Annotated in this window: 16 protein-coding genes and 1 pseudogene; 11 read left to right on the top strand and 6 right to left on the bottom strand. The window is 69.9% G+C overall.

All coding sequences use genetic code 11. From position 1 onward, the window contains the following. Positions 1-118: 118 nt before the first annotated feature. Entirely contained in the window at positions 119-823 is a 705-nt protein-coding gene (locus ACFIF2_RS31080; RefSeq protein ID WP_395576599.1) for a haloacid dehalogenase type II, read from the top strand. A 2,228-nt stretch (positions 824-3,051) separates the two neighbouring features. Here the strand turns inward: ACFIF2_RS31080 and ACFIF2_RS31075 are convergent. After that, entirely contained in the window at positions 3,052-3,633 is a 582-nt protein-coding gene (locus ACFIF2_RS31075) for a hypothetical protein (protein WP_395576598.1), read from the bottom strand. A 663-nt stretch (positions 3,634-4,296) separates the two neighbouring features. On the opposite strand from ACFIF2_RS31075, the pseudogene ACFIF2_RS31070 reads away from it, so the two are divergent. The 4 genes and pseudogenes from ACFIF2_RS31070 to ACFIF2_RS31055 all read left to right on the top strand — a co-directional run. Next, positions 4,297-5,433 (top strand): annotated as a pseudogene (locus ACFIF2_RS31070) (hypothetical protein); the annotation flags it as partial. A 237-nt stretch (positions 5,434-5,670) separates the two neighbouring features. After that, positions 5,671-6,144: a hypothetical protein gene (locus tag ACFIF2_RS31065; RefSeq protein ID WP_395576597.1), complete on the top strand. Its 474-nt coding sequence runs from the start codon at positions 5,671-5,673 to the stop codon at positions 6,142-6,144. A 5-nt stretch (positions 6,145-6,149) separates the two neighbouring features. Beyond that, a complete protein-coding gene (locus tag ACFIF2_RS31060; RefSeq protein ID WP_395576596.1) occupies positions 6,150-6,404 on the top strand; it encodes a hypothetical protein in 255 nt (84 codons plus the stop codon). Then, a complete protein-coding gene (locus tag ACFIF2_RS31055; RefSeq protein ID WP_395576595.1) occupies positions 6,401-6,775 on the top strand; it encodes a PIN domain-containing protein in 375 nt (124 codons plus the stop codon). Before ACFIF2_RS31060 ends, ACFIF2_RS31055 begins: the two co-directional genes overlap by 4 nt. Positions 6,776-6,863: 88 nt before the next feature. Here ACFIF2_RS31055 and ACFIF2_RS31050 read toward each other — a convergent pair whose 3' ends face one another. Continuing rightward, complete coding sequence (locus ACFIF2_RS31050; RefSeq protein ID WP_395576594.1) at positions 6,864-8,051, bottom strand: hypothetical protein; 1,188 nt, start codon at positions 8,049-8,051, stop codon at positions 6,864-6,866. A 198-nt stretch (positions 8,052-8,249) separates the two neighbouring features. On the opposite strand from ACFIF2_RS31050, the gene ACFIF2_RS31045 reads away from it, so the two are divergent. The 3 genes from ACFIF2_RS31045 (at position 8,250) to ACFIF2_RS31035 (ending at position 10,974) form a co-directional block, all read left to right on the top strand. Continuing rightward, positions 8,250-8,735, top strand: a complete 486-nt coding sequence (locus ACFIF2_RS31045) for a SigE family RNA polymerase sigma factor (RefSeq protein ID WP_395576593.1) — start codon at positions 8,250-8,252, stop codon at positions 8,733-8,735. Then, a complete protein-coding gene (locus tag ACFIF2_RS31040; RefSeq protein ID WP_395576592.1) occupies positions 8,732-9,589 on the top strand; it encodes a hypothetical protein in 858 nt (285 codons plus the stop codon). The genes ACFIF2_RS31045 and ACFIF2_RS31040 overlap by 4 nt, the downstream gene beginning before the upstream one ends. A gap of 668 nt (positions 9,590-10,257) precedes the next feature. After that, positions 10,258-10,974, top strand: coding sequence for a hypothetical protein (locus tag ACFIF2_RS31035; RefSeq protein ID WP_395576591.1), 717 nt, complete (start codon positions 10,258-10,260; stop codon positions 10,972-10,974). Positions 10,975-11,193: 219 nt separating this feature from the next. On the opposite strand, the gene ACFIF2_RS31030 is transcribed toward ACFIF2_RS31035, so the two are convergent. Further along, positions 11,194-12,105, bottom strand: coding sequence for a replication-relaxation family protein (locus ACFIF2_RS31030; RefSeq protein WP_395576590.1), 912 nt, complete (start codon positions 12,103-12,105; stop codon positions 11,194-11,196). A gap of 737 nt (positions 12,106-12,842) precedes the next feature. After that, on the bottom strand, positions 12,843-13,052 hold the full coding sequence (locus tag ACFIF2_RS31025) for a DUF6207 family protein (protein ID WP_395576589.1): 210 nt from the start codon (positions 13,050-13,052) through the stop codon (positions 12,843-12,845). A 203-nt stretch (positions 13,053-13,255) separates the two neighbouring features. On the opposite strand from ACFIF2_RS31025, the gene ACFIF2_RS31020 reads away from it, so the two are divergent. Beyond that, positions 13,256-13,759, top strand: a complete 504-nt coding sequence (locus ACFIF2_RS31020; protein WP_395576588.1) for a lamin tail domain-containing protein — start codon at positions 13,256-13,258, stop codon at positions 13,757-13,759. Positions 13,760-13,849: 90 nt separating this feature from the next. On the opposite strand, the gene ACFIF2_RS31015 is transcribed toward ACFIF2_RS31020, so the two are convergent. Both ACFIF2_RS31015 and ACFIF2_RS31010 read right to left on the bottom strand, forming a co-directional pair. Beyond that, positions 13,850-14,509, bottom strand: a complete 660-nt coding sequence (locus ACFIF2_RS31015; protein WP_395576587.1) for an HNH endonuclease family protein — start codon at positions 14,507-14,509, stop codon at positions 13,850-13,852. A 149-nt stretch (positions 14,510-14,658) separates the two neighbouring features. Beyond that, positions 14,659-16,692, bottom strand: coding sequence for a DNA/RNA helicase domain-containing protein (locus tag ACFIF2_RS31010; protein WP_395576586.1), 2,034 nt, complete (start codon positions 16,690-16,692; stop codon positions 14,659-14,661). A 205-nt stretch (positions 16,693-16,897) separates the two neighbouring features. On the opposite strand from ACFIF2_RS31010, the gene ACFIF2_RS31005 reads away from it, so the two are divergent. Both ACFIF2_RS31005 and ACFIF2_RS31000 read left to right on the top strand, forming a co-directional pair. Next, positions 16,898-17,863: a protein NO VEIN domain-containing protein gene (locus ACFIF2_RS31005; RefSeq protein WP_395576585.1), complete on the top strand. Its 966-nt coding sequence runs from the start codon at positions 16,898-16,900 to the stop codon at positions 17,861-17,863. A 465-nt stretch (positions 17,864-18,328) separates the two neighbouring features. Next, positions 18,329-18,502, top strand: coding sequence for a hypothetical protein (locus ACFIF2_RS31000; protein WP_395576584.1), 174 nt, complete (start codon positions 18,329-18,331; stop codon positions 18,500-18,502). Positions 18,503-19,113 lie beyond the last annotated feature (611 nt).

The raw sequence follows: 19,113 nt of genomic DNA, 5'->3' as shown, positions 1-19,113 counted from the left end.
CCGAGGACGACCCGCTAAACGCCTGTCCGTCCGACATGCCACGAATGGGGTAATGGCGGGCCCGATCAACCGGTTCGATCCACCGTATGACGCCGGAACGCCGTAATGAGGAGGCTGGATGAGCGAGGCATGCGGCATCGAGGCCGTCGTCTTCGACGTCCTCGGCACGATGGTCGACGAACCCGGCGGAATGCGAGCGGCCATGCGGGAGGCGGCTGACGCCTTGGAAGGAGCGCCCGGGGGGGTGTCTGTGGGCCAGATGCTCGATGTGTGGCGAGAGCACGTGGAGCAGGAGCAGCGTCGCATCGCGGAAAATGCGCGGCCCTACGCCAACTCGCAGGTCCTCGACCGGGAGGCGGCCGAGCGCGTGGCCGAGCACGTCGGCCTGTCCGACGCCGGCGCCCTCGATCGGCTGGCCTCCGCGAGGCAGCGCATGGAGCCCTGGGCCGACTCCCTGGTCGGCCTCGCACGTCTGGCCGAGCGCTTTCCGGTGCTGGCCCTCAGCGATGCCGGCCGCAGCGCCCTGCTCCGGCTCAACGCTCACGCGGGATTGCGCTGGCACCAAGCACTGTCCGCTGAGGACGTCCGGGCGTACAAGCCCGCGCCTGAGGTCTATCAGCTCGCGCTGGACGCGGCGGGTGCTCCGCCGGAGCGTGTACTCATGGTTGCCGCGCACGCCTGGGACCTGCGCGGGGCCCAGGCCGCGGGCATGCGAACCGCTTACGTGCAGCGACCGGTCGGGGATCCGCCGAGTGAGAGCGACTCGTTCACCTGTCGGTCGGCCGGTCTGGAGGAGCTGGCCGCCATGCTGACGGTGGCGTAGTGCCGGAACGTGCCAGGCGCTCGGTGCCCGGCGGTCGGATCCTTCGCACCGAGGTGCCGCCGGGATTCCGGGCACGCCAAAGCACGGCGGGTGTTGGGCAAGTCCGGATAGCGCCGGACACAGGGGCGCAAGGGGCGGGCGGGGTGACCTTTCGCCTGCACGACCCGACCCTTCCGTCCTGGCGGCTGACCGTCATGTCGACAGCTAGGCGGTAGCCATACTGGTGGGTATACTCCAGGGAGAGCGTTTTCGCCTCCTGCTCGCCAGTCGAGACTGCTTGGAGACCCTCACATGAGGTTGTTGCTTCAGCATGTACGGAACCTCCTGCGAGACATCGTGTACGGGGTCAATGCCGGACACGCCATCAGGCACGGAGTGCCGGTGCCGACACGCAAACCCCCAGGCTCACCTGCAGGCGGGTGGGAGTGAGGCTGGAGAGCGCCTTCGCGAACGGTCTGAAGCGCGACCGAGCCGCCGTCGAGGCCTCCCCCACCACAACGGCCGCACCGAGAGTGCCAACACCAAGGTCAAACTCCTCAAGCGCCTGATGTACGGCCGTGCCGGCCACCGCCTCCTGCGTCACATCGACCTGCTCAGCTGACGCGCAGTCACGGACGATCAAGGCCTACGGAAATCTAGGAAGAGCCAAACGATTCACAGTCCCCCTGCCTGCCTCACGCCGGCGGGTTACTACACCACGTCGACGGGCGAGACGCTGGGCCCGGCCGATGGGAACCTGCGGGCTGCCCGGCGTGTGACGGACTGCAGGGGAGTGTTGCCACCGTCGGCACGGAAGGCATCCCTGGGGTCGGCGATGTGCTCCTGGTGCAGGCGGCGGGAGAGCAGGGCGTCATCGAGGAGGTTGGCCCCTCCTTCCCGTCCGCCGTGCCGCCCGGACAGCTGTGTGCAGTGCGCCGCCTGGACGGCCCATTGGATCAGGACTCGGCGTACCACCGACCGCCAGGCCTGCAGATCCGACGCCTTCTCCCTGTCGCCGTGCCGTAGGCCGAGCGGGCCGCGTAGCCTGCCCCGACTGTGTTGCGGACCTGCAGGCGGTCATCGTCGTCCGCACCGACGAGCACCGCGGCGCGCTGCTGGACCTTGCGGCTCAGATCGGTGCCCCCGCCGTCCCCGCCGGCCAGCAGACACTCCACGCTGAGCGCCGAGACCACTGTGCATCCGTGAGTGTGCACACCGCCACCCACGCGGCAGGCACCCTTGGTCGCCCCGACCATGGCGCCGACCATGGCTGGTCAGGGGCATGCCGCGGTTTCGTGGCGGGTGGCCGGGGGTGGTGGCCGCCTGTCTGGTCGGGGGCAGGAGAGGCTGGCTTGGTCGGCCCGACCACGGCCCCGCCCGTGTGCCCGACCACGGCCCACGGAGGACGCGCGTCGGCACAGTGAAGACGACGGTGTGCCTGCCAACCCTGCATCAGCAGGCCGAGGGTGCAGCCAGGAGGTGACTGTGCGGCTGCGCTGTGCACAGTCGTCGCGCTCGCCGACTGTGCGTGCCCTCGCCCTCGTTGTGCAGGCGCCTGCACATTGCGCACCGGAGCCACTGTGCATCCGTGAGTGTGCACGCCGCCTAATACGCGACAGGCATCCTTGGTCGCCCCGACCATGGCGCCGACCATGGCCGGTCAGTGGGCATGCGGCGGTTGTGTGGCGGGTGGCCAGAGACGGGTGGCTGCCTGTCTGGTCGGTCGGGGGAGAGGCCGGTTTGGTCGGCCCGATGATAGGTCCGTCCATGGCTGGTCAGCGGCCTGCCGCCTTTTCGTGCCTAGCGGCCGGAGCCGGACATGGTGGCCGCCGCCTGGGCGCCCGACCAAGGGCCCGACCACGGTCAACGGCAGGATCTGCGCCGGCACCGGGGCACGAGTTGGGGCACCTCGGCTGGGGGTCGGCGGAGCGTCTGCGCATCCGGAGGTGACTGTGCGGCCGCGCTGTGCACAGTCGCCGCGCTCGCCGACTGTGCAAGCCCCCCGGCTCGTTGTGCAGGCACCTGCACATGGAGTGCCGAGACCACTGTGCATCCGTGAGTGTGCACACCGCCACGCACGCGGCAGGCGCTCTTGGTCGGCCCGACCACGGGGCCGACCATGGCTGGTCAGTGGGTGATTCCCCGTTGATGGCGATATGTGAACTCCCCGTCCGGTGCACGGTTTGTCCTCAGACTGGCCCGGTTGGTCCCTGCTCGGCAAACGCTGCGGGCGGTCCGCTCCTGGTGCGTCACCAGGCGGCAGCGGCTACGGGATCGACCTTGCACTGCGCGATCTTGTCCGCGTACTGCGAGCCGGCGATGGGCACCCGGTAGGTTGTGGTGCCCTTGGCGGAAACCAGCAGCTGATGGCCGGTGTCGAGCAAGGTGAAGCCGTGCTGGTCCGCGAAGCTGACTTTCAGGTCCAGGACGGTGTCACGTCCGTTCGGATTCCTCACCTCGACGGTCGCGTATGGGTCCTCCGTGCTCGCGCACCGCACGAGCACGGCGGTGCCGTCTTTCAAGGGCTGGGCGGAACTGCTGGTGGGGGACACCGTGGGCGTGGGCTGCGCGGTGCCGCCGCCGGCTTCATCGTCGCTCGCCTTGGAGTCGTGCGAGTCACTGCTGGGCGAACCGGTGGGCGAGCTGCCGGGCGGAACGCTGCCGTCCGGCGTCGAACCGTCGTGGTCCTGGCCGGAGCTGCTGCAACCTGCTCCGCCGCTGTTGTCCTCGCTGCTGTTTGCCTGGTCGCGGCCCGACGAGAAGCCGGTCAGGGCCAGGACGACCATCACCGACACCGCTGTGAGTCTGAGGCTGCGCCCTTTCATGTACATGATCGCATCCTATGTACGGGCGTCATACCACCCTCGGCCAGGCCTCCAGCAGCGGTTCCGCCCCCTGTCGTACGCGGCGGCCCAGCGGGTGCACTGACCGCTCCGCGTCCCTCGCGCGTCGGCGCGCAGCAGGTCGCGGGCCGCCCTCACCTTCGGCGGGCAAGCCGCCGCACTCAGCGTCACTTCGGGCCAGTTCCGCGCTTGCCGACTCGGTCCGCGGCGTAGTCACGCTCCCTCGTCGAGCGCCGCCTTCAGGATGTCGGCGAGCGACGCTTTGGCGGACGAGGACAGGACATCAAACTCCGCGTTGGCCACCGCGCGAGCCGCCGCGCCTCCAGTCCACCGGTCATGGCCGGTAGATACCGGCCCGGGCCAGGGCGTGACGCATACGGGCCGCGTCAGCCTGCATCCCTGCCGCGCCAGGAAGGGGCCTTGGTCGGGCCGACCATGGGGCCTACCAAGGTTGTTCAGTGCGTCTGTTGTCGTTTTGTGACCTGTGATCGAGGGTGTGGTCGTCTGTCTGGTCGGGGTGGCCGGTGGGCTGACCGGCATGGAACTCGTGTGCGTCTCCTCATCCGGTGGCCTGGGGCGGCCTGTTGGCGTGGTCCGGCTGCAGGGCCTCGACGACCGTGCGTGCCTCGTGTGCGGGGGTCCGCGGTGAGCGGTTGCGGGGCGGGGATCCGCCGGGGCGTGATGGCGGGGGATCAGTTCACGCAGATCGCCAACGGTCTGTTCCGTGACGTCGGGTTGTCGTTCAAGGCGAAGGGGCTGTTCGGGCTGCTCTCCACGCACCAGGTGGGCTGGCGGATGACGGTCACCGACCTTGCCCGCTGCGGCCGGGACGGCGAGGCGGCCGTCAGGAGCGGCCTGAAGGAACTGGAGCAGCACGGTTTCCTCGTCCGTGAACGCGAGCGCGGTCGGGGCGGGACCCTCGGTGCGGCGGTGTACTTCATCACCGACCTGCCCGCCCTGCAAAGCTGCAGGTCACAACCAGAGTCGGGTTTTCCACCGGTGGATAAACCTACGTTGGTTAATCGCCCCGCTAAGAAGACCAAGAGAAAGAAGACCAACAAGCAGAAGACCGCACCCCTCCGTCCCTGCGCCCGCGCCGCCAGCTCGAGGGGCTCCTCGGGGACGGGCCAACCGGACGCAGCCGCGCCCCCGGCCGTCAGCTTGCCCGCAGCCCCCGACGCTCCGCGGGCTGCGCCGCCCGTGCCTGCGGCCGATGAGATGCATCCCGGGATCCGGCTGCTGCTGGAGATCGGCGCCGCCCGCCCCGAGCTGCTGCTGACCGGGAAGACGCTGACCGACCGGGGCCGGGTCGCGACCGTGATGCCGGAGTCCGGCTGGACCAGCGCCCAACTGCGCCACGTCATCGCCGGCCGTCCCCTGCCGACTCCGGTGCGTACCAGTGTCGGCGCGATCATCGCCGCCCGCCTGCGCGCTGCCCAGGCCTACCCACCCCCCGCCACCCTCACCAGCCCGCACCACCCCGGCTACCCCCTGGACGACGTCCTGGACGACGAACCACCCGCCCACCAGTCGATCCAGTGGCCGTCCACAGCGCCCGCGGCCCGCACGGTCGCCGAAGCCCTCACCTACCGCGCCCTGGTCGAGTGCGCCGGCTGCGGCGTCCCTGCCACCGCACCCGGCGAAGACCTCTGCCCCGCCTGCCTCGACTGGCCCCAGTGCTCCACCTGCCCCGGCCCCACCCCACGCCGCGCCCACCCTCGCAGCGACGGACGCTGCACCACCTGCGCCACAACCTTCACCGGCCCGACGGAAGGAAGCACGCCATGACCAACCGGACACCACCGGCCCACGGGACCGTCCCCAGGCTGCGCCCCCTTCCGGCAGCAGCCAAGCCGGTGGAAGAGGGCACAGGCCCGGGCGCTGAGCGGCGGCCACGTCTGCTGCGGCGCCGACTGCGCGCAGGGCTGCGAGCCCGTCTGGATCCGCGAGCGGACGGGGTGGGGGTGGACCGACTGGACGGTTCCGGCCGACGGGAGCCTGCCCCACGAGCCTGACCGGATCGCCGTGTTCAGCCCGCTCGCGACCCGCGCGCAGCGCCTCGGTCTGCGCCGGCTGGAAAGGCGGCCGGCATACCGGATCTGCCTCGACCCGCAGGCCGTATGGCCGGCCACGGCCGCTGCCTCGGTTCTCGCCCTGATCGCGGCGACCCTCGCCACTCTGCACGGTATCCCGTTGTCCATCACCGTGCCGGTGGCCGCCCTGGCTCCGCTGCTCGTGGAGCACCTGCCCGACATCCTCGACGTCCGTGCCGGCGAGAACGCCCGCACATCAGCGCCGGACCCGCCTGCCGCTACCTCCACGGCCTCGCCGCCCTGCACGCCGCGCTCACCGACGTGGCTGCCCGCAGCGACCACTCGCGCGGAGCAGGCCCGCCGCGATGCCGCCCGTGCCGCTGCCTTGTCCATCCGCCACATAAGGTGCTCAGTTACAGCCGCTGTCTCTGCGCACTGCCCGGTGGTTCTACCGACGGTAGAATGAATGGCATGAGCAAGCCGACGAGCATTAAGACCAGCGAGGAAGTGCGCGACCGGCTGCGTATCCTCGCCGACGAGCGCGGCACCACCATTACCGAGTTGCTGGAAGAGCTCGCCAAGCGTGAGCTCACGGAGGCCGAGCGGGAGCAGCGTGCTGTCGAGGCCGCCCGTGAGCTCGGCGTGGAGTACACCGAGCAGGTCCAGCAGGTCGGCCAGAATGCCTGGGCGAAGATCCGTGCCCATCAGGGCGGCGCCGCCGCATGAACCTGACGGCCGTCCTGGACCACACGGCTCTGGCCGCCCTGTACCGCGCGGACCCCTTCTTCACGGGCCTCTACATCGAGGCTTCGCGCGGCACCGGTCGGGTCCTCGTCCCGTCCCTCGCCGTGCTCGCTGCCGAACGGCAGGTCGCGGGCGCCGGCAAGCACGCGGCGTCCCTGCGGTACGCGGAGAACGTCCCGTTCACCGCGGCACACGCGGTGGACACGATGGACTGGACGGAAGTGGTCTGGCCGGTGGCCCACGCCGCCGCAATCGCCTGGCACGCGGTGAGGGCGGGAGAGCCGCTCACGGTCCTGTCACTCGAACCCGAGCTGTACACGGACACCGGCATCACCCCGCTGAACCCCACGTGACCCACGCCGCCTCGGACGAAGAGGGCCGCATCCTCCCGGGAAACGGCCCCCTTCCGCGGTCGTCGCCGAACGTCCGGCGGCCGCCTGGCTAGCGGCCCTCGACCAGCAGGACCGGGGTCGGCAGACCGTCCTCGCCCCCGTCGAACCCGGCGACCGCGAGCCCTCGCGGGGTCCAGGCCAGGCCGTTCAGGTACCGGCTGCCGACCGGGTCGCCCTGCGGCACGTCCAGCGAGGACCAGCGACCGTCCCGCAGCCGCATCGCGTAGGCCCCGCCGTCGGGCCGCTGCCCGGCCACCGCGACCCCACCGGGCGTGAGCGTCAGGTCGTGGACCCGCCCGGCGTCCGCGGGTACCGGCACCTGCCGCCAGGCGTGGCCGTCCCAGCGCGCGACGAGGGCGTGGCCGGTGTCCTCCTCGTCGTTCAGCTTCCGGCCCGCCGCCCACACGTCACCAGGGCCGCGCGCCTCCAGGTCGATCAGCTCACCGTTCACCCCGTCGTACGGAACCGGGACGCGCGCCCAGGCACGGCCGTCGTAGTGCAGCATCACAGGCTCGTCCTGCGCCGAGTACCCGGACACCCACACGTCGTCGGCGCCGACCGCCGCGATCGAACCGACCGACAGGGAGGCGGCGTCCGGCACGGGCACGATGCGCCACGCGTCACCGTCCCAGTGCTGGACCAGCGCCTCGTCGTGCGACTCCTGGGTGATACCGCCGGGCTTGCCGGGGGTGGGTGTCTCGCTGTCGACGACCTGGACCCAGCCGACCGCCCACACGTCGTTGGCGGACCGGGCAGAGACGTCCAGCAGCCCGCCGCCGGCCAGCCGCACCCCCGTGGGGGCCGGCGCGTCGACGACCCGCCAGGCCGTGCCGTTCCAGTGCTGGGTACGGAAGGTCCCGCGCGCGTCGTCGTACAGACCGACGGCCCACGCGTCGCTCCCCGAAACGGCGCTGATCTCGTTGAGCTGGTCGAAGCTCTGGTCGAACGGCGGCATCGGGACCTCCCGCCAGGCCCGCTCACCGTCGTGCCGGCTGAGCAGTAGCGGCGCCGAACGCTGCGCCTTGCCCTCTCGGGTCACCCGCATCCCGTACGCCCAGGTGGTGTCGCCGTCCAGCCGGGTGATGCCGGTCAGCGCCGCGTCCCCCGTGTCCGGCAGCATCGGCGTGGACCACCGCGCGTCGGCGTGCGCCGTGACCGACGACACGACGACCGCGGCGGCGGCCAGGACCACGGCGGCCGTTCTCGTCCGTATCTTGCGTGTGCGTACCGCACTCATGCCGAACACTTCCCGTCGCTTCTCGGTGACAACTCCTGCCACCCCTGCCAGTGCGCCGGAAAGGGCGGAAGGTTGCACCGGACGCCTGCCGCCTCGGGCGCGGAGGAATCACCTTCCGGATGCCGCAACCCGGAGCGGGGCCCGACGCACTGGAGGGGTGGGACGGTCCGCGTGCGCGGACCGGGAAAGCGGGGCGGAATGAGGCGCGACGAGGGCGCGCTGCACGATTTCGTCGAGAGCAGACGTCTGGCGCTCTTCCGGAGCGCCTGTCTGATCTGCGGCAACCGCGAAGAGGCGGAGGATCTCGTCCAGACGACCTTGGTCAAGGTGGTGCTCGGTTGGCGGCGCCTGCACGGACTGGACAACGTCGAGGCATACGCCCGCAGGACGCTCTATCACACGTTCATCGCCGGGCGACGCCGCTTGTGGCGACGCGAGCACGCGTACGGGGAGGTACCCGACCTGGCGGAACCCGAGCCGGACACGGAGACCGGGATGGTCGTCCGGGCGGCCCTGGCCCGGCTCACACCCAAACAACGGGCTGTGCTGGTGCTGCGCTACTGGGAGGACCTCAGCGTCGAGGCGACGGCCGCGGCGCTCGGCATGCGGGAGAACACGGTGAAGAGCCACACGGTCCGGGGACTGGCGGCGCTGCGCGCCGAGGTGGGGAGGGAACTCGTATGACACCCACGGATCATGACGGTGACGGGTCGGACACCGACATCAGGGAACTGCTGGCACGGGCCGTCGAAGCGGACGTCACCGGCCCCGCGTTCAGCACGGAGTCGGTCCTCGCCAAGGCGTCCTCCGCACGCCGCCGGCGCCGGGCGGCGCTGGGCGGAGCGGCGCTCGGCCTCGTCACCGTCGCCGTGTTCACCGCGCCCGGCATGGTGACCGGGGGCACGGACCGGACCCCGGCAGCGGCAGCCTCCTCGGCGGACACCGCGCCGGTCGGCGGCAGCGGGCGACAGGAGAAGCTCACCGCACTGCTGCCCGCGAGCGTCGGAACGGTGGAGGAGGTCTCCCTAGCGGTGATGATCAAACGCGCCGACACAGAGGCCGCCACCGGAGGAAGGTCCCAGGGCCTCCTCGACGGCGACTACACCGTCCGCCGGGACCACGGCGTCGGACTCCTCCACATCGCCCTGAAGGACCGGAGTTACCTCGAGGCGAAGACGGGCACGGACGGCCTCACCGACGACCTGTGCGCCCCGGGCCGTCACCAGGAGCACCGCGCCGACTGCGTACGCGAGGAACTGCCCGGCGGGCGTGTGCTGACGATCTGGCGCCGGCCCGCGGACCCCGCGCCGGGCGCACCGTCCTGGGGCGAGGAACTGCACGCCCGGCTGTCCCTCCCCGACGGTCGTGCGCTGCTCGTGCGCGACAGCGCCGGCTTCCGCGGCCAGGGACAACTGGGCCCCCTACTCACCTCCCCGCCCCTGACCCGCGAACAACTGCGCGAACTGGCCCTGCGCCCGGAACTGCTGGCCGAAACGGACGGCGCCTCCCAGCCCGAGGCCTCGGCTCCACCGGCGTGACCAGTGCGGTACACGGAGCGCCGGTAGCCCCACGAGAAGGCGACGGCAGGCGCCGGGGAGGCGGCTGTCTTACCGCTGAACAACTGCACGAACCGACTGGCACCACTGTGCAGTGCACGAGCCACGGAACCCTGGACGGTCAGCGCGCACGTCGCACCGCGCAAAGCGCACCGACACCTGTGGCGAGGATGCCGAGCAGCAGTCGAAGCGCGAACTTTGCCACGCGCGGCTGGAGGCACGCGCCCATGACTGCCGTCGGTCCAGCTGGCTGATGTTCGGGTACGTCGTCTCAGTCGTGTTGCAGCCTGTAGGACTTCCATCAGGCCTCTGACCTGCGGGGCTGCAAAAGTGAGAATGGAACCAGGCGAGCTCTGGCCGATCGAAAGTTCTCTGACCTGCAAAGCTGCAAGGATTGAGACTGGCCTGCAACCTCATTGAGAGGGCTAGAAGTAGGGGGGATCGCGGGTGTGCTGTGGTCATATCCGGCTGGTCTCTGGGCGGGAGGCGCTAGGTTCCTCCTCGATTGGGTAGTTGACTGCGCCGAGCCCGGGTCGACGGTCGCTGGCTTCGTTGGGCCTGCGGGCTGGAGCTCGTGGCCGGGGGAAATCGGGGGTGATGCGGCGGCCCGCCCGGCAGAATCGGGTGATCGACACGCCCTTGGGGGAGCTATGCAGGAACTCCGCTTCGACGACGACATCCGGTTCACCGCGGTGGTCAGCAGCGACCAGACGTGGCTGCGCCGCGCGCTGGGAGCTCACGAGCTGAGCGTCCAGCTCGCCGTCGGGGTGTCGCCCTTCACCGAGGCCGGGAAGATCTTCGTCCTGGAGGCGGACCTGTTCGGCTTCGAGGCGACCGGGCAGCGCTCGTGGCTCGCCCGGACCACGGTGAACCTGGCGTACACCCCGAAGGTGACCGTCCACCGCGTCAACCTGTCGTTCCCGCTGACGTCGTTGCAGGTCCACGCGATCGAGGAGGGCCGCACCGGCGACGTACGGTTTGAGATCGACCTCAACGCGACGCTGCCGCAGGCGCCCGGGTATCCGGGGAGTACGCAGGACACGGCGCACATCACCATCGCCAAGAGCCGGTGGGAGCAGCAGCTCGCGCTGCTGGGGCCGTCCGCGGCGTTCGAGATGGCCGTGCCATACCCGCTCGGCGATCCGGAGCGGGACGAGGTCGGACGGACGCTGCGGGAGGCGCAGCGGCTGCTGATCGTGGGGGAGATCCGGGCGTCGATCCTGGAGGTCAGACGCGCGTTGGAGTGGGTCCGGGAGAACGTCGGCTGGGAGACTTCCGGGTCGAGGAAGCAAGGCAGCCAGTGCAACCAGTCGCGGGGCGGGCGCCCGCCTGCCCCGGGCTGTTCCCCTCAGATGGCTGACGTCTGAGGGGAACATCACCCGGTGGCGGTAGGACGATTGCACGCACACGGGTGCGGGGCCTGAAACCGCGTGCAGTGGGCGCTCGTCCTCCTGGGAGCGCCCACGGCACACTGCTGTGACCTGTGTGGTTGGGTCTGTGGTCGGGCCTGGTGTGGTGGCTGGCGGTCGTGGTCGGGCTGGTGCGCAGCGTGGCAGGGGCGTGCGCACCGGTGCGCGTCGGGTTGGTTACGGGTGTCGTGTGTGGGTCCAGGCGACCGTGTGGCCAGGGTGGGTGACAGGACGCCAGATGGGCGCTGCGGGTCCGTGCTGCAGCAGCTCGGTTATGGCCGTGGCCAGGATTGGCACATCGCGCAGGAACAGGGCCGGGAGCTTCTTGGCGGCAGCGTGCAGGGCTTCGACGCGGTTGTCGATGCCGGCGGGACCGGTGCCGTCGAGGATGAACAGCAGCCGCGGGAAGAGCGGGTAGCGCCGCCGCCAGCTCTCCTCCTGCACGGTCAGGTGGGGCCTGGTGCCGGGCGGGGGCGCGGGAACGTAGCTGTGGAGGCGGGCGTACGCGCCTAGTTTGGCGGCGAGGCGTTCGGGCCCCATGGTGGCCCGGTCGACTTCCACGAACGCCCGCAGCATCGACCCCCCGTCCCCGCCGGTGCCGGTGCCCGCGCCGGTACCGCGGCTGCGGTAGTAGAGCAGAGCGTCGGGGATAATCGCCTCACCACTGCCGAGGGCGTGGTGGACTTCGGGGATCCAGTCCAGTGGCTGGCACACGTCTCCCCGCTTGCGGGCGTCCTGGACGAAAGCCAGTCCGGTCTCCGTCACTGTCAGCGCGTGCCCGACCCGCAGCCTCGTGGCGGTGCGGTCGGACACCGTCCGCGACGGCCGCCAGTTGCGCAGCTCCGGCCACTCGGAGGCGATCTGGGCCCCGTACTGGGTGACGAACCAGCACCTGGTCCGGCCGGCCTGCGGCAGCGTCACCCGGTCCACCAACCCCTCGGTACGCAGTTTGGCCAGCCGCCGCCGCGTCTGCTCGATCCGCACCCCGGGTGCGATCAGCAGATGCATCTGCTCCGTCGTCGCCATCCGCCACTGCGCCAAGACGGCCAGCGCCAGCCGGTCTGCACCGCCCGCATCCGCGTGCACCATTCCTGAAGCTCCTACCGTGACGGGTCCTTGCGGAGCCGCTTCCGCGCGGCACCGCCGATCCCGTCCACGGCAACAGCCGGCCCCGACCAGACCACCGACCACGAAGGCCCGACCATGGTCACGAAACGACAACACCGCCCCCGACCACGCCCGCAACGCCGCCACGGACCGGTCCGACAACCCCGCCCACTACCGTCCGCACCCGCACACCGCGTGATGGCATAGCCGCAGGTCACCATGCACGCAGTCGTGTGGTCGGGGGCCCGACATCCCCCTCTGCACACCCCCTGCGCTGGCCCGGACCAGAAAGAAGGAAGGGGACGGGGAAGGGCGGGGCGGTGAGTGTGCGGTCGGGGGATCGGGGGTGGGTCGTGGTCCTGTTGCGCGTCGGCCGGGGCCTTCGCGCTCCGGCGCCGTACGAGGCGGCGGGCACCAGAAGGACCAGGCGCCGGCGGGGCGCGGCTGCCCGGGAAGTCAGCGGGGGCGGCACAGCCGGCACCGTTGCTGGCCTTCTCATGGCCGTCGTGGTCCTGACGGTAGTTGTGCTGGAACTGGGCGCGGGCCTCGTTCGTCGCGTGCTGGCAGCGGTGTTCATTGCCGCCGTGGTCGGGCGCCAGTCGTGCGGCCATGCGCCGCGCCGGTACCCGTCGGCTGCACGGAGCTTCTCGAGGACTGCGGCGGTGGGCTGTTTCCTCTGCTGGCGTGGATCTGTGTGTCAGAGGCGGGGCTGGTCCTGCCTACCAGTGGCTGGGGGTGCTGTCGGGGGGAGTGAGGGGCTGGCGCAGGTCGAGGTAGCAGCGCAGTCGTACGCCGGCTTGCCCGGCTTCCCGGGTGGTGCGTTCCACGGACGTGGTGGCCCAGCGGGCGGCCAGCGCGGTGTGGAAGGCGAAGGCGGTCTCGTCGTCGGCTGCGGCGACGTCGACGACGATCAGGCCGGGTTCGGACACGTGGACATCGTTGATCGCTTCCATGACCGGGACGACGTCCCTGCCCGGGATGGCAGTTCTCCTCCCGGCCCGCGATCACCCGGTCGAGTGCCCCGATGACCCGGTTCATGCGGTAATCGCATTTTATCTATGTTTGCTTCGCTTGGTGATCACGTTCGGTAGGCTCCGGGCGCTCCATTCGCACCACTGAGGGGGGATTCCTCATGCGCATCAGGCGCACTCTGACCGCTGCCGCGACCACTGCGGCCGTCGCGGTTCTGGGCCTGGCCGTGGTCGTTCCGGCGCAGGCTGCCGAGTACGCCTCGGCCCTGAAGATCAAGGGCGTGCAGTACGACGCTCCTGGCCGGGACTCCAACAAGTGCTCGGGCGGCAACACGGCAGCCGAGTACCTGACGATCAAGAACTACTCGAAGACGGCGACCGTGAACCTGAAGGGCTACAAGGTCAGGGACGCCACCGGCAATACCTTCGCCTTCACCAAGAACCACACGCTGCAGCCGGGCGACCAGGTCAGCCTCCGGGGCGGCCGCGGTACCGACTCGGACGCGGGCAACGTCGTCTACCGCCAGAACTGCAACTTCATCTGGAACAACGACAAGGACACCATCTACTTCTACAAGCCCACCGGGGCCCGGGCCGACGTCCACGCCTACACGCAGAAGGCCGACGACAAGGACCGCAACGGCTATATCACCTACCACGGCTGACCTGGCCGCCCACGTGAAGAAGCTGGCCGCCGGGCAGACGCCCGGCGGCCAGCCCCGATCCTGCCCTACCGCCCGCGGCGGGGGAGGATGCTACGCGGCGGGCTCGTACGTCACGCTCTGCTCCGGGCAGCCGCCCGCCGCCTCCCGCAGAGCCGTCACCTCTGTCTCGTCTGCCGTCAGGTTCCAGCGCAGCTTCGTGGCCACCCACTCGGCGATGTATCGGCAGTGCACCTCGGCGGCCGGCGGCAGCCACGTGGCTGGGTCCTGGTCGGCCTTGGACCGGTTCGACCGGGCCGTCACAGCGACCAACGATGCTGTCGCGCCCTGGTCGTTGGCGTACGCCTCACGCCGCTGCGCGGTCCATGCGGACGCGCCGCTGTCCCAGCTCTCTGCCAGGGGCACCATGTGGTCGATGTCCAGGCCGGAGGCCGAGGTCACCCACGTCTGGTCGTAGTAGGACCACCAGCTTCCGCCCGACAGCCGGCACCGGGGTCCGACCGTAGGCGGCTCGACGGCCTCGGTGATCAGGACCTCGTTGCGTGTGGAGCAGCCGTCGGACGGGTCGTCGCCGGTGTTCCAGTGGCGGAAGGCGTCACGGTCGTACCCGTCGCGGGACTCGGCTGCGACTGGCAGGCGGTTGACGGCTTCGGCGAGCGGGAGTGTTTCTGCCGCATGGGCGGGCGTGGAGGCGGTGACGGACAGGACGGCGAGGGAGGCGGCGGCCAGGCCGCGCAGCACTGAGGTGAGCATGAGCCGTTGATAGCGGCCTGCAGTGGGGCGCGATCAGTGGTTTGCCGAGTGCGCCGCCCGTGTGAGTGGAATGGTCATACCGGATCACCCTGAGCACGGCGCTGCGTCGAAGCCGTGGGGCGCGCTCAGTCGTTTGCTTCCCGGTCCCGTCAGTTGATGAGGCTGGAGAGGAGACGGTGGGTGGTGGGGTGGGTGGTGTGGATGTGGGTGGTGTGGGTGCCGCGGGTGAGCAGGACGCGGTAGGTGTTGAGGGCGTAGGGGAGGTACTGGTCGGGGGTGAGGTCGCGGAGGGTGGCGTCGTGGCTTTCGCCGGGGTGGGCTTCCCAGTGGTCGTTTTCCCAGGTGAGGTCGGGGCCGATGAGGGTGCCGGCGGTGTGGTATTCGAGGCCTTGGGCGGTGTAGATGCAGCCGATCTGCTGGTGGCCGCCGCTGTGGCTGGCCCAGAGTTGGCTGTGCGGGGCGAGCGGGCGGCCGTCGTCGGGGTGGGTGAGCGCGGTCGCGGCGTTCCAGGCCGCTTTCCAGGTCCTGGCCGGGGTTTTGGGGGTGGCGGGGACGTCGATGGTGATGTCGAGGGGCAGGGTAGTGGCGCCGCGGGGCCGGTTGCGGGTCCAGCGCCAGCAGAACCCGGCGGTGGTGCGCGCGGTGTGACCGGCGGCGGTGGCCTCTTCGATGGCCTGCTGGAGCTGGAAGGGATCGTCGGCCAGTCGCAGGTCGTAGCCGCTCTGACCGGTCCAGGGCTGGGGCGTGCCGTACAGGAGGGCGTCGACCCAGGCGGTGTAGGCGGCTGAGCCGCTGCACCGGAAGGATCCGGTGAGTTCGAGGTGGTGGTGGGCGCGGCCCAGGGCGTGGGCGGCGCTGCGGACTTCTTGGACGGTGGTGCCTTCGTCGGGGCGGATGATCTGGCGTTCGTCGAGGAAGATGACGGCGAGCGGGACGTGCTCGACGACGGCGGCGAGGTCCGGGGGCAGCCTGCGGGTGCCGCCTCGTTTGATGCGCTGGGCTTCGTCGATGACGAGCGCGCTTGTGTGGCGGGCGGTGCTGCGCAGGGAGCCGGCGGAGGGGAACAGTTCGCGGGCCGCGCTGTGGCCGCGGGTGGCGTCCAGGAGGTGGGCGCGCAGGGTGCCGGACGGGGTGATGAAACGCGGCCGGGTGTGGGGGTGCTGGCGCATGAGGTAGCCGAGCAGCCGCACGGCGAGCGCGGTCTTGCCGCTGCCCGGACCGCCGCTCACGGTGATGACGGCCCCCTCACGCCCTCCGTCCCTGTCCGCGGCCGGGGTCCCGTCGTGGCCGGCGGGCAGGTGGCGGCCTGCGGCGTGGCGGATGGCCACGAAGGCGTCCTGCTGGTCGCCGACCAGGGCGAAGGCACGGGCGCCGTCCAGGACGGCACCGACATGGTCGAGGAGCCGGCTGGAGGGCTGCCACCGGATCTCCTCGAACGCCGCCACCTGCCCGGCGTCCGGCGCCGACAGGTCCCCGCACCGCAGCCACCGAGCCAGCGCCCCGGCAGGCTGGGACAGTTCCTGCCCGGTCAGCACCGGAACACCGATGACCTCCGCGCCCGCACCGGCCGACAGCACCGCTCCCTCACTGGCGGTGGCGTTGTGCAGCACCACCACCGCCCGCACGTCCAGCACCGGTGCGCTCGCGGGCCGCCAGTGCGTGAAGAAGCTGCGGTAGGCCGCGACCTGATGGACCGGATGAGCCGTCACCACCCCATCGCTGCGCATCACCCGCTCCGCGTCCAGGACGCGGCAGCTCTGCCACTGCTTCAGCTCGACCACCACCAGCCCGAGCCCGCCACCGGGCGCGGCACCCACCAGCAGCACGTCCAGACGCCGCCCGCCCCCCGGCGTCGCGTACTCCAGATACACCTGCAGGTCCTTCAGCCCGGCACGCTCCAGTGCCGCGAACAACGGCGGCCAACTCCTGCGCCAGCTGCGCTCCTCCGCGGCCCCCGGCGTTCCGAAGCCGGCAGCGCGGTACCGGTCCGCGCACCGGGCGAAGAACGACGCGTCGCCGAGGCGGGCGGCGAGCTCACCGACCCGGCCCGCCGCCACACACGCGACCGCCCCGGCCGCCACGGGCTCCCCGGCCACCGGGACCCGCACGGCACCTACGGTGTTACGAAGATCCTGAAGTTCGCCGACGACGTCCGTGCGCGGACGCGGAACCTGTTCGGACACGCTCTTCCCCCCTGTCCCGGCTGTCTCGGCGACTGCTGCGTGAGCCCCGCCAGCCCTCGCCGGACCGTCCCTCCTGACCGTCGTGCTGCCTCAACAACCCTCTCACCTGGCCGAGTTATCCCGCACACCAGCTCACCTGCCCAGCAGAAGGCCAAAACTGAAAAACTATCGACTACTCGATAGTGACATGCTTATGATGCCCTGCATGAAGAGTTCGACGTTCGTCATGGTCCATGTCGGCCAGAGCACCGAGTCCCAGCGCAACCTTGAGCACGGCATCGAGACCCTTTCCTGGGGCTTCCCGGAGAAGAAGCCCGAATACGACGACGCACGACCGGAGTTCGCCGTCCTGGCCACCGGAGCCTCGCCCCGTGTCCAGCTCGAGGACTGGCTGCAGAACACCGCCACCCTCTACCTCTTCCAGGTCCGCGGCGGCTTCTACGAGGGCACGGCCTGGCACTGGCCCGATGAGGAGGCCGAACGGAGCCTGAAGTACCCCCAGCGCTTCGGCATCGAACCGCTCGCCAAACTCGACAACGTCCCCCTCGGCCCCGAAGGCCCGCTCACCGAAGCCGGCAGCGACGCCATCCGCCGCTCAGGCACCGACCGCGGCATGGGCAAACTTGTCCAGATGCCGGCCCAGCGCCTGCTGGAACTCGCCGGCATCCCCTTCGACCCCGACGACCCCGAAGACGTGCCCCTGGACCAGTCCCCTGGCTTCACCGCCGAACAGGTCGAGGGCAAGAAGAAGCCCCAGCGACGCCGCCGCGGCGCCGGCTACATCTCCGACCCCAAGAAGCGCAAGGCCATCGAGGAACACGCCGAACAGCGCGCCACCGCCCACTACGAGCAGCGGGGCTGGACGGTCGAGAAGCTCGGCAAGCCCTACGACCTGCGCTGCCTCCGCGGCACCGAGGAACGCCACGTCGAGGTCAAGGGCACCACGGGCGCCGCCACCAGCGTCGAACTGACGATCAACGAGGTCCTGCACGCCAGGGACAAGGACAACACCGTCGACCTCTACGTCGTCAGCGACATCAAGGTCGACACCGCCACCGACCCCTACACCGCGAGCGGCGGCACCGTCTCGCACTACCCCGACTGGGAGCCGGCCGAAGAGGACCTCCGGCCCCGCAAGTACGAGTACCGCCTCCCCGACCTCACCTCCTGAGCGCACAGACTCCGGCCGCAGGAAGCGAGTCGATGGGCTGACGCCCGGTCACCTGTCCTGCGGCCGGAGAACCACATTGTGCCACTCGCCCGCATGTCCCCGCCCCCAGGGCCTCAGCCCATGCGTGCAAGAAAGAGAAATGGGTGGTGCCCCTGGGCGAGGGTTTGCTTAACTGATTTTGGAAGCACAAAGACCGTCCACCGAGGGCTCTGTCAGAGGGGCCTGATAGACTGTCATAGACAGCAAGTAGAAGGGCATCGAGGAGTCTTTCAAGCCCCTCTCTGAGGGCATCTGACGGGTCGACAGAAGGCCCATTCCCGTGTACCATAGAAAGAGAAGGGCAAGACGTACCGCCAAACCAAGCGTTACACGCACCATAACTACACCCGTTTTTGCGCCGGAGGCCATCATCCTCCGGCATAGTTTTGCCCAAAAGTAACTACTACGAGTAAATAAAGGAGCACTATGAGTAATGACAGTCAGAATAAGGAAGGCCAGCTCATCAAGAGGGAGCAGCAGAAGAAGCTCAGCCGGCCCAGCTACACGGCGAGAGGACTACTCAGGAAGGGTCTCACCGGCATACTCCTTCTCGACAAGTTCATCACTGTTATTCAATTCATCCTCGACTATCTAGGCTGACCACTTCACAACTTGACGAAGGCCCGTGAAGCCCACGAGGCCTATTTTTTTACCCTAAAACAAGTTGGATAGACGCTAACGCCACGGATAAGTACCAGAGGCAAGCAGAACGTAGTTCACCCGCAGTCCCACAAATCCACGAAGGAGGTAGGCATTAGCGCATTCCGTAGTGGGTCATTACCGCACTTCCAAGGAGACAGCAGACCCACTACGGAACCACTAACAAAGCAATGGGGATACTCGCTCAAGTAAGGAACATCCCCATCCAGAGGAAAGGCTGTAGTCCAGAGTCAATCTCTGGCATGAAAATGAAGCAGAGGGGTGGGAAGGATCTGCCAAACCTACATGATGCATCACCTGGCCATCCCTTCCCACCCCGCTGCCCGGGCCGAAGGCCCGTTGACGGCACCGCGCAGCGGGGCCGGCCTTCGGGGCGCGGTGCGCCCCGAGTGGCCGAAGCGCAGCGCAGGCCACCGCTCCGGGAGCGCAGCGGACGGAGCGTCACAGGCCCGGCGCAGCCGGGCCTGTGAGCTGCTCGCACAGCGAGCAGCAGCGCTCACGCGGAGCGGGAGCGCAACCCCGGCGCGCAGCGCCGGGCCTGGACGCCTTCG

The sequence above is a fragment of the Streptomyces sp. BK79 genome (assembly GCF_044142145.1).
Taxonomy (GTDB): Bacteria; Actinomycetota; Actinomycetes; order Streptomycetales; family Streptomycetaceae; genus Streptomyces.
Note: the sequence above shows the minus strand (reverse complement) of the source record. Positions and strands in the feature narration are given on the sequence as shown.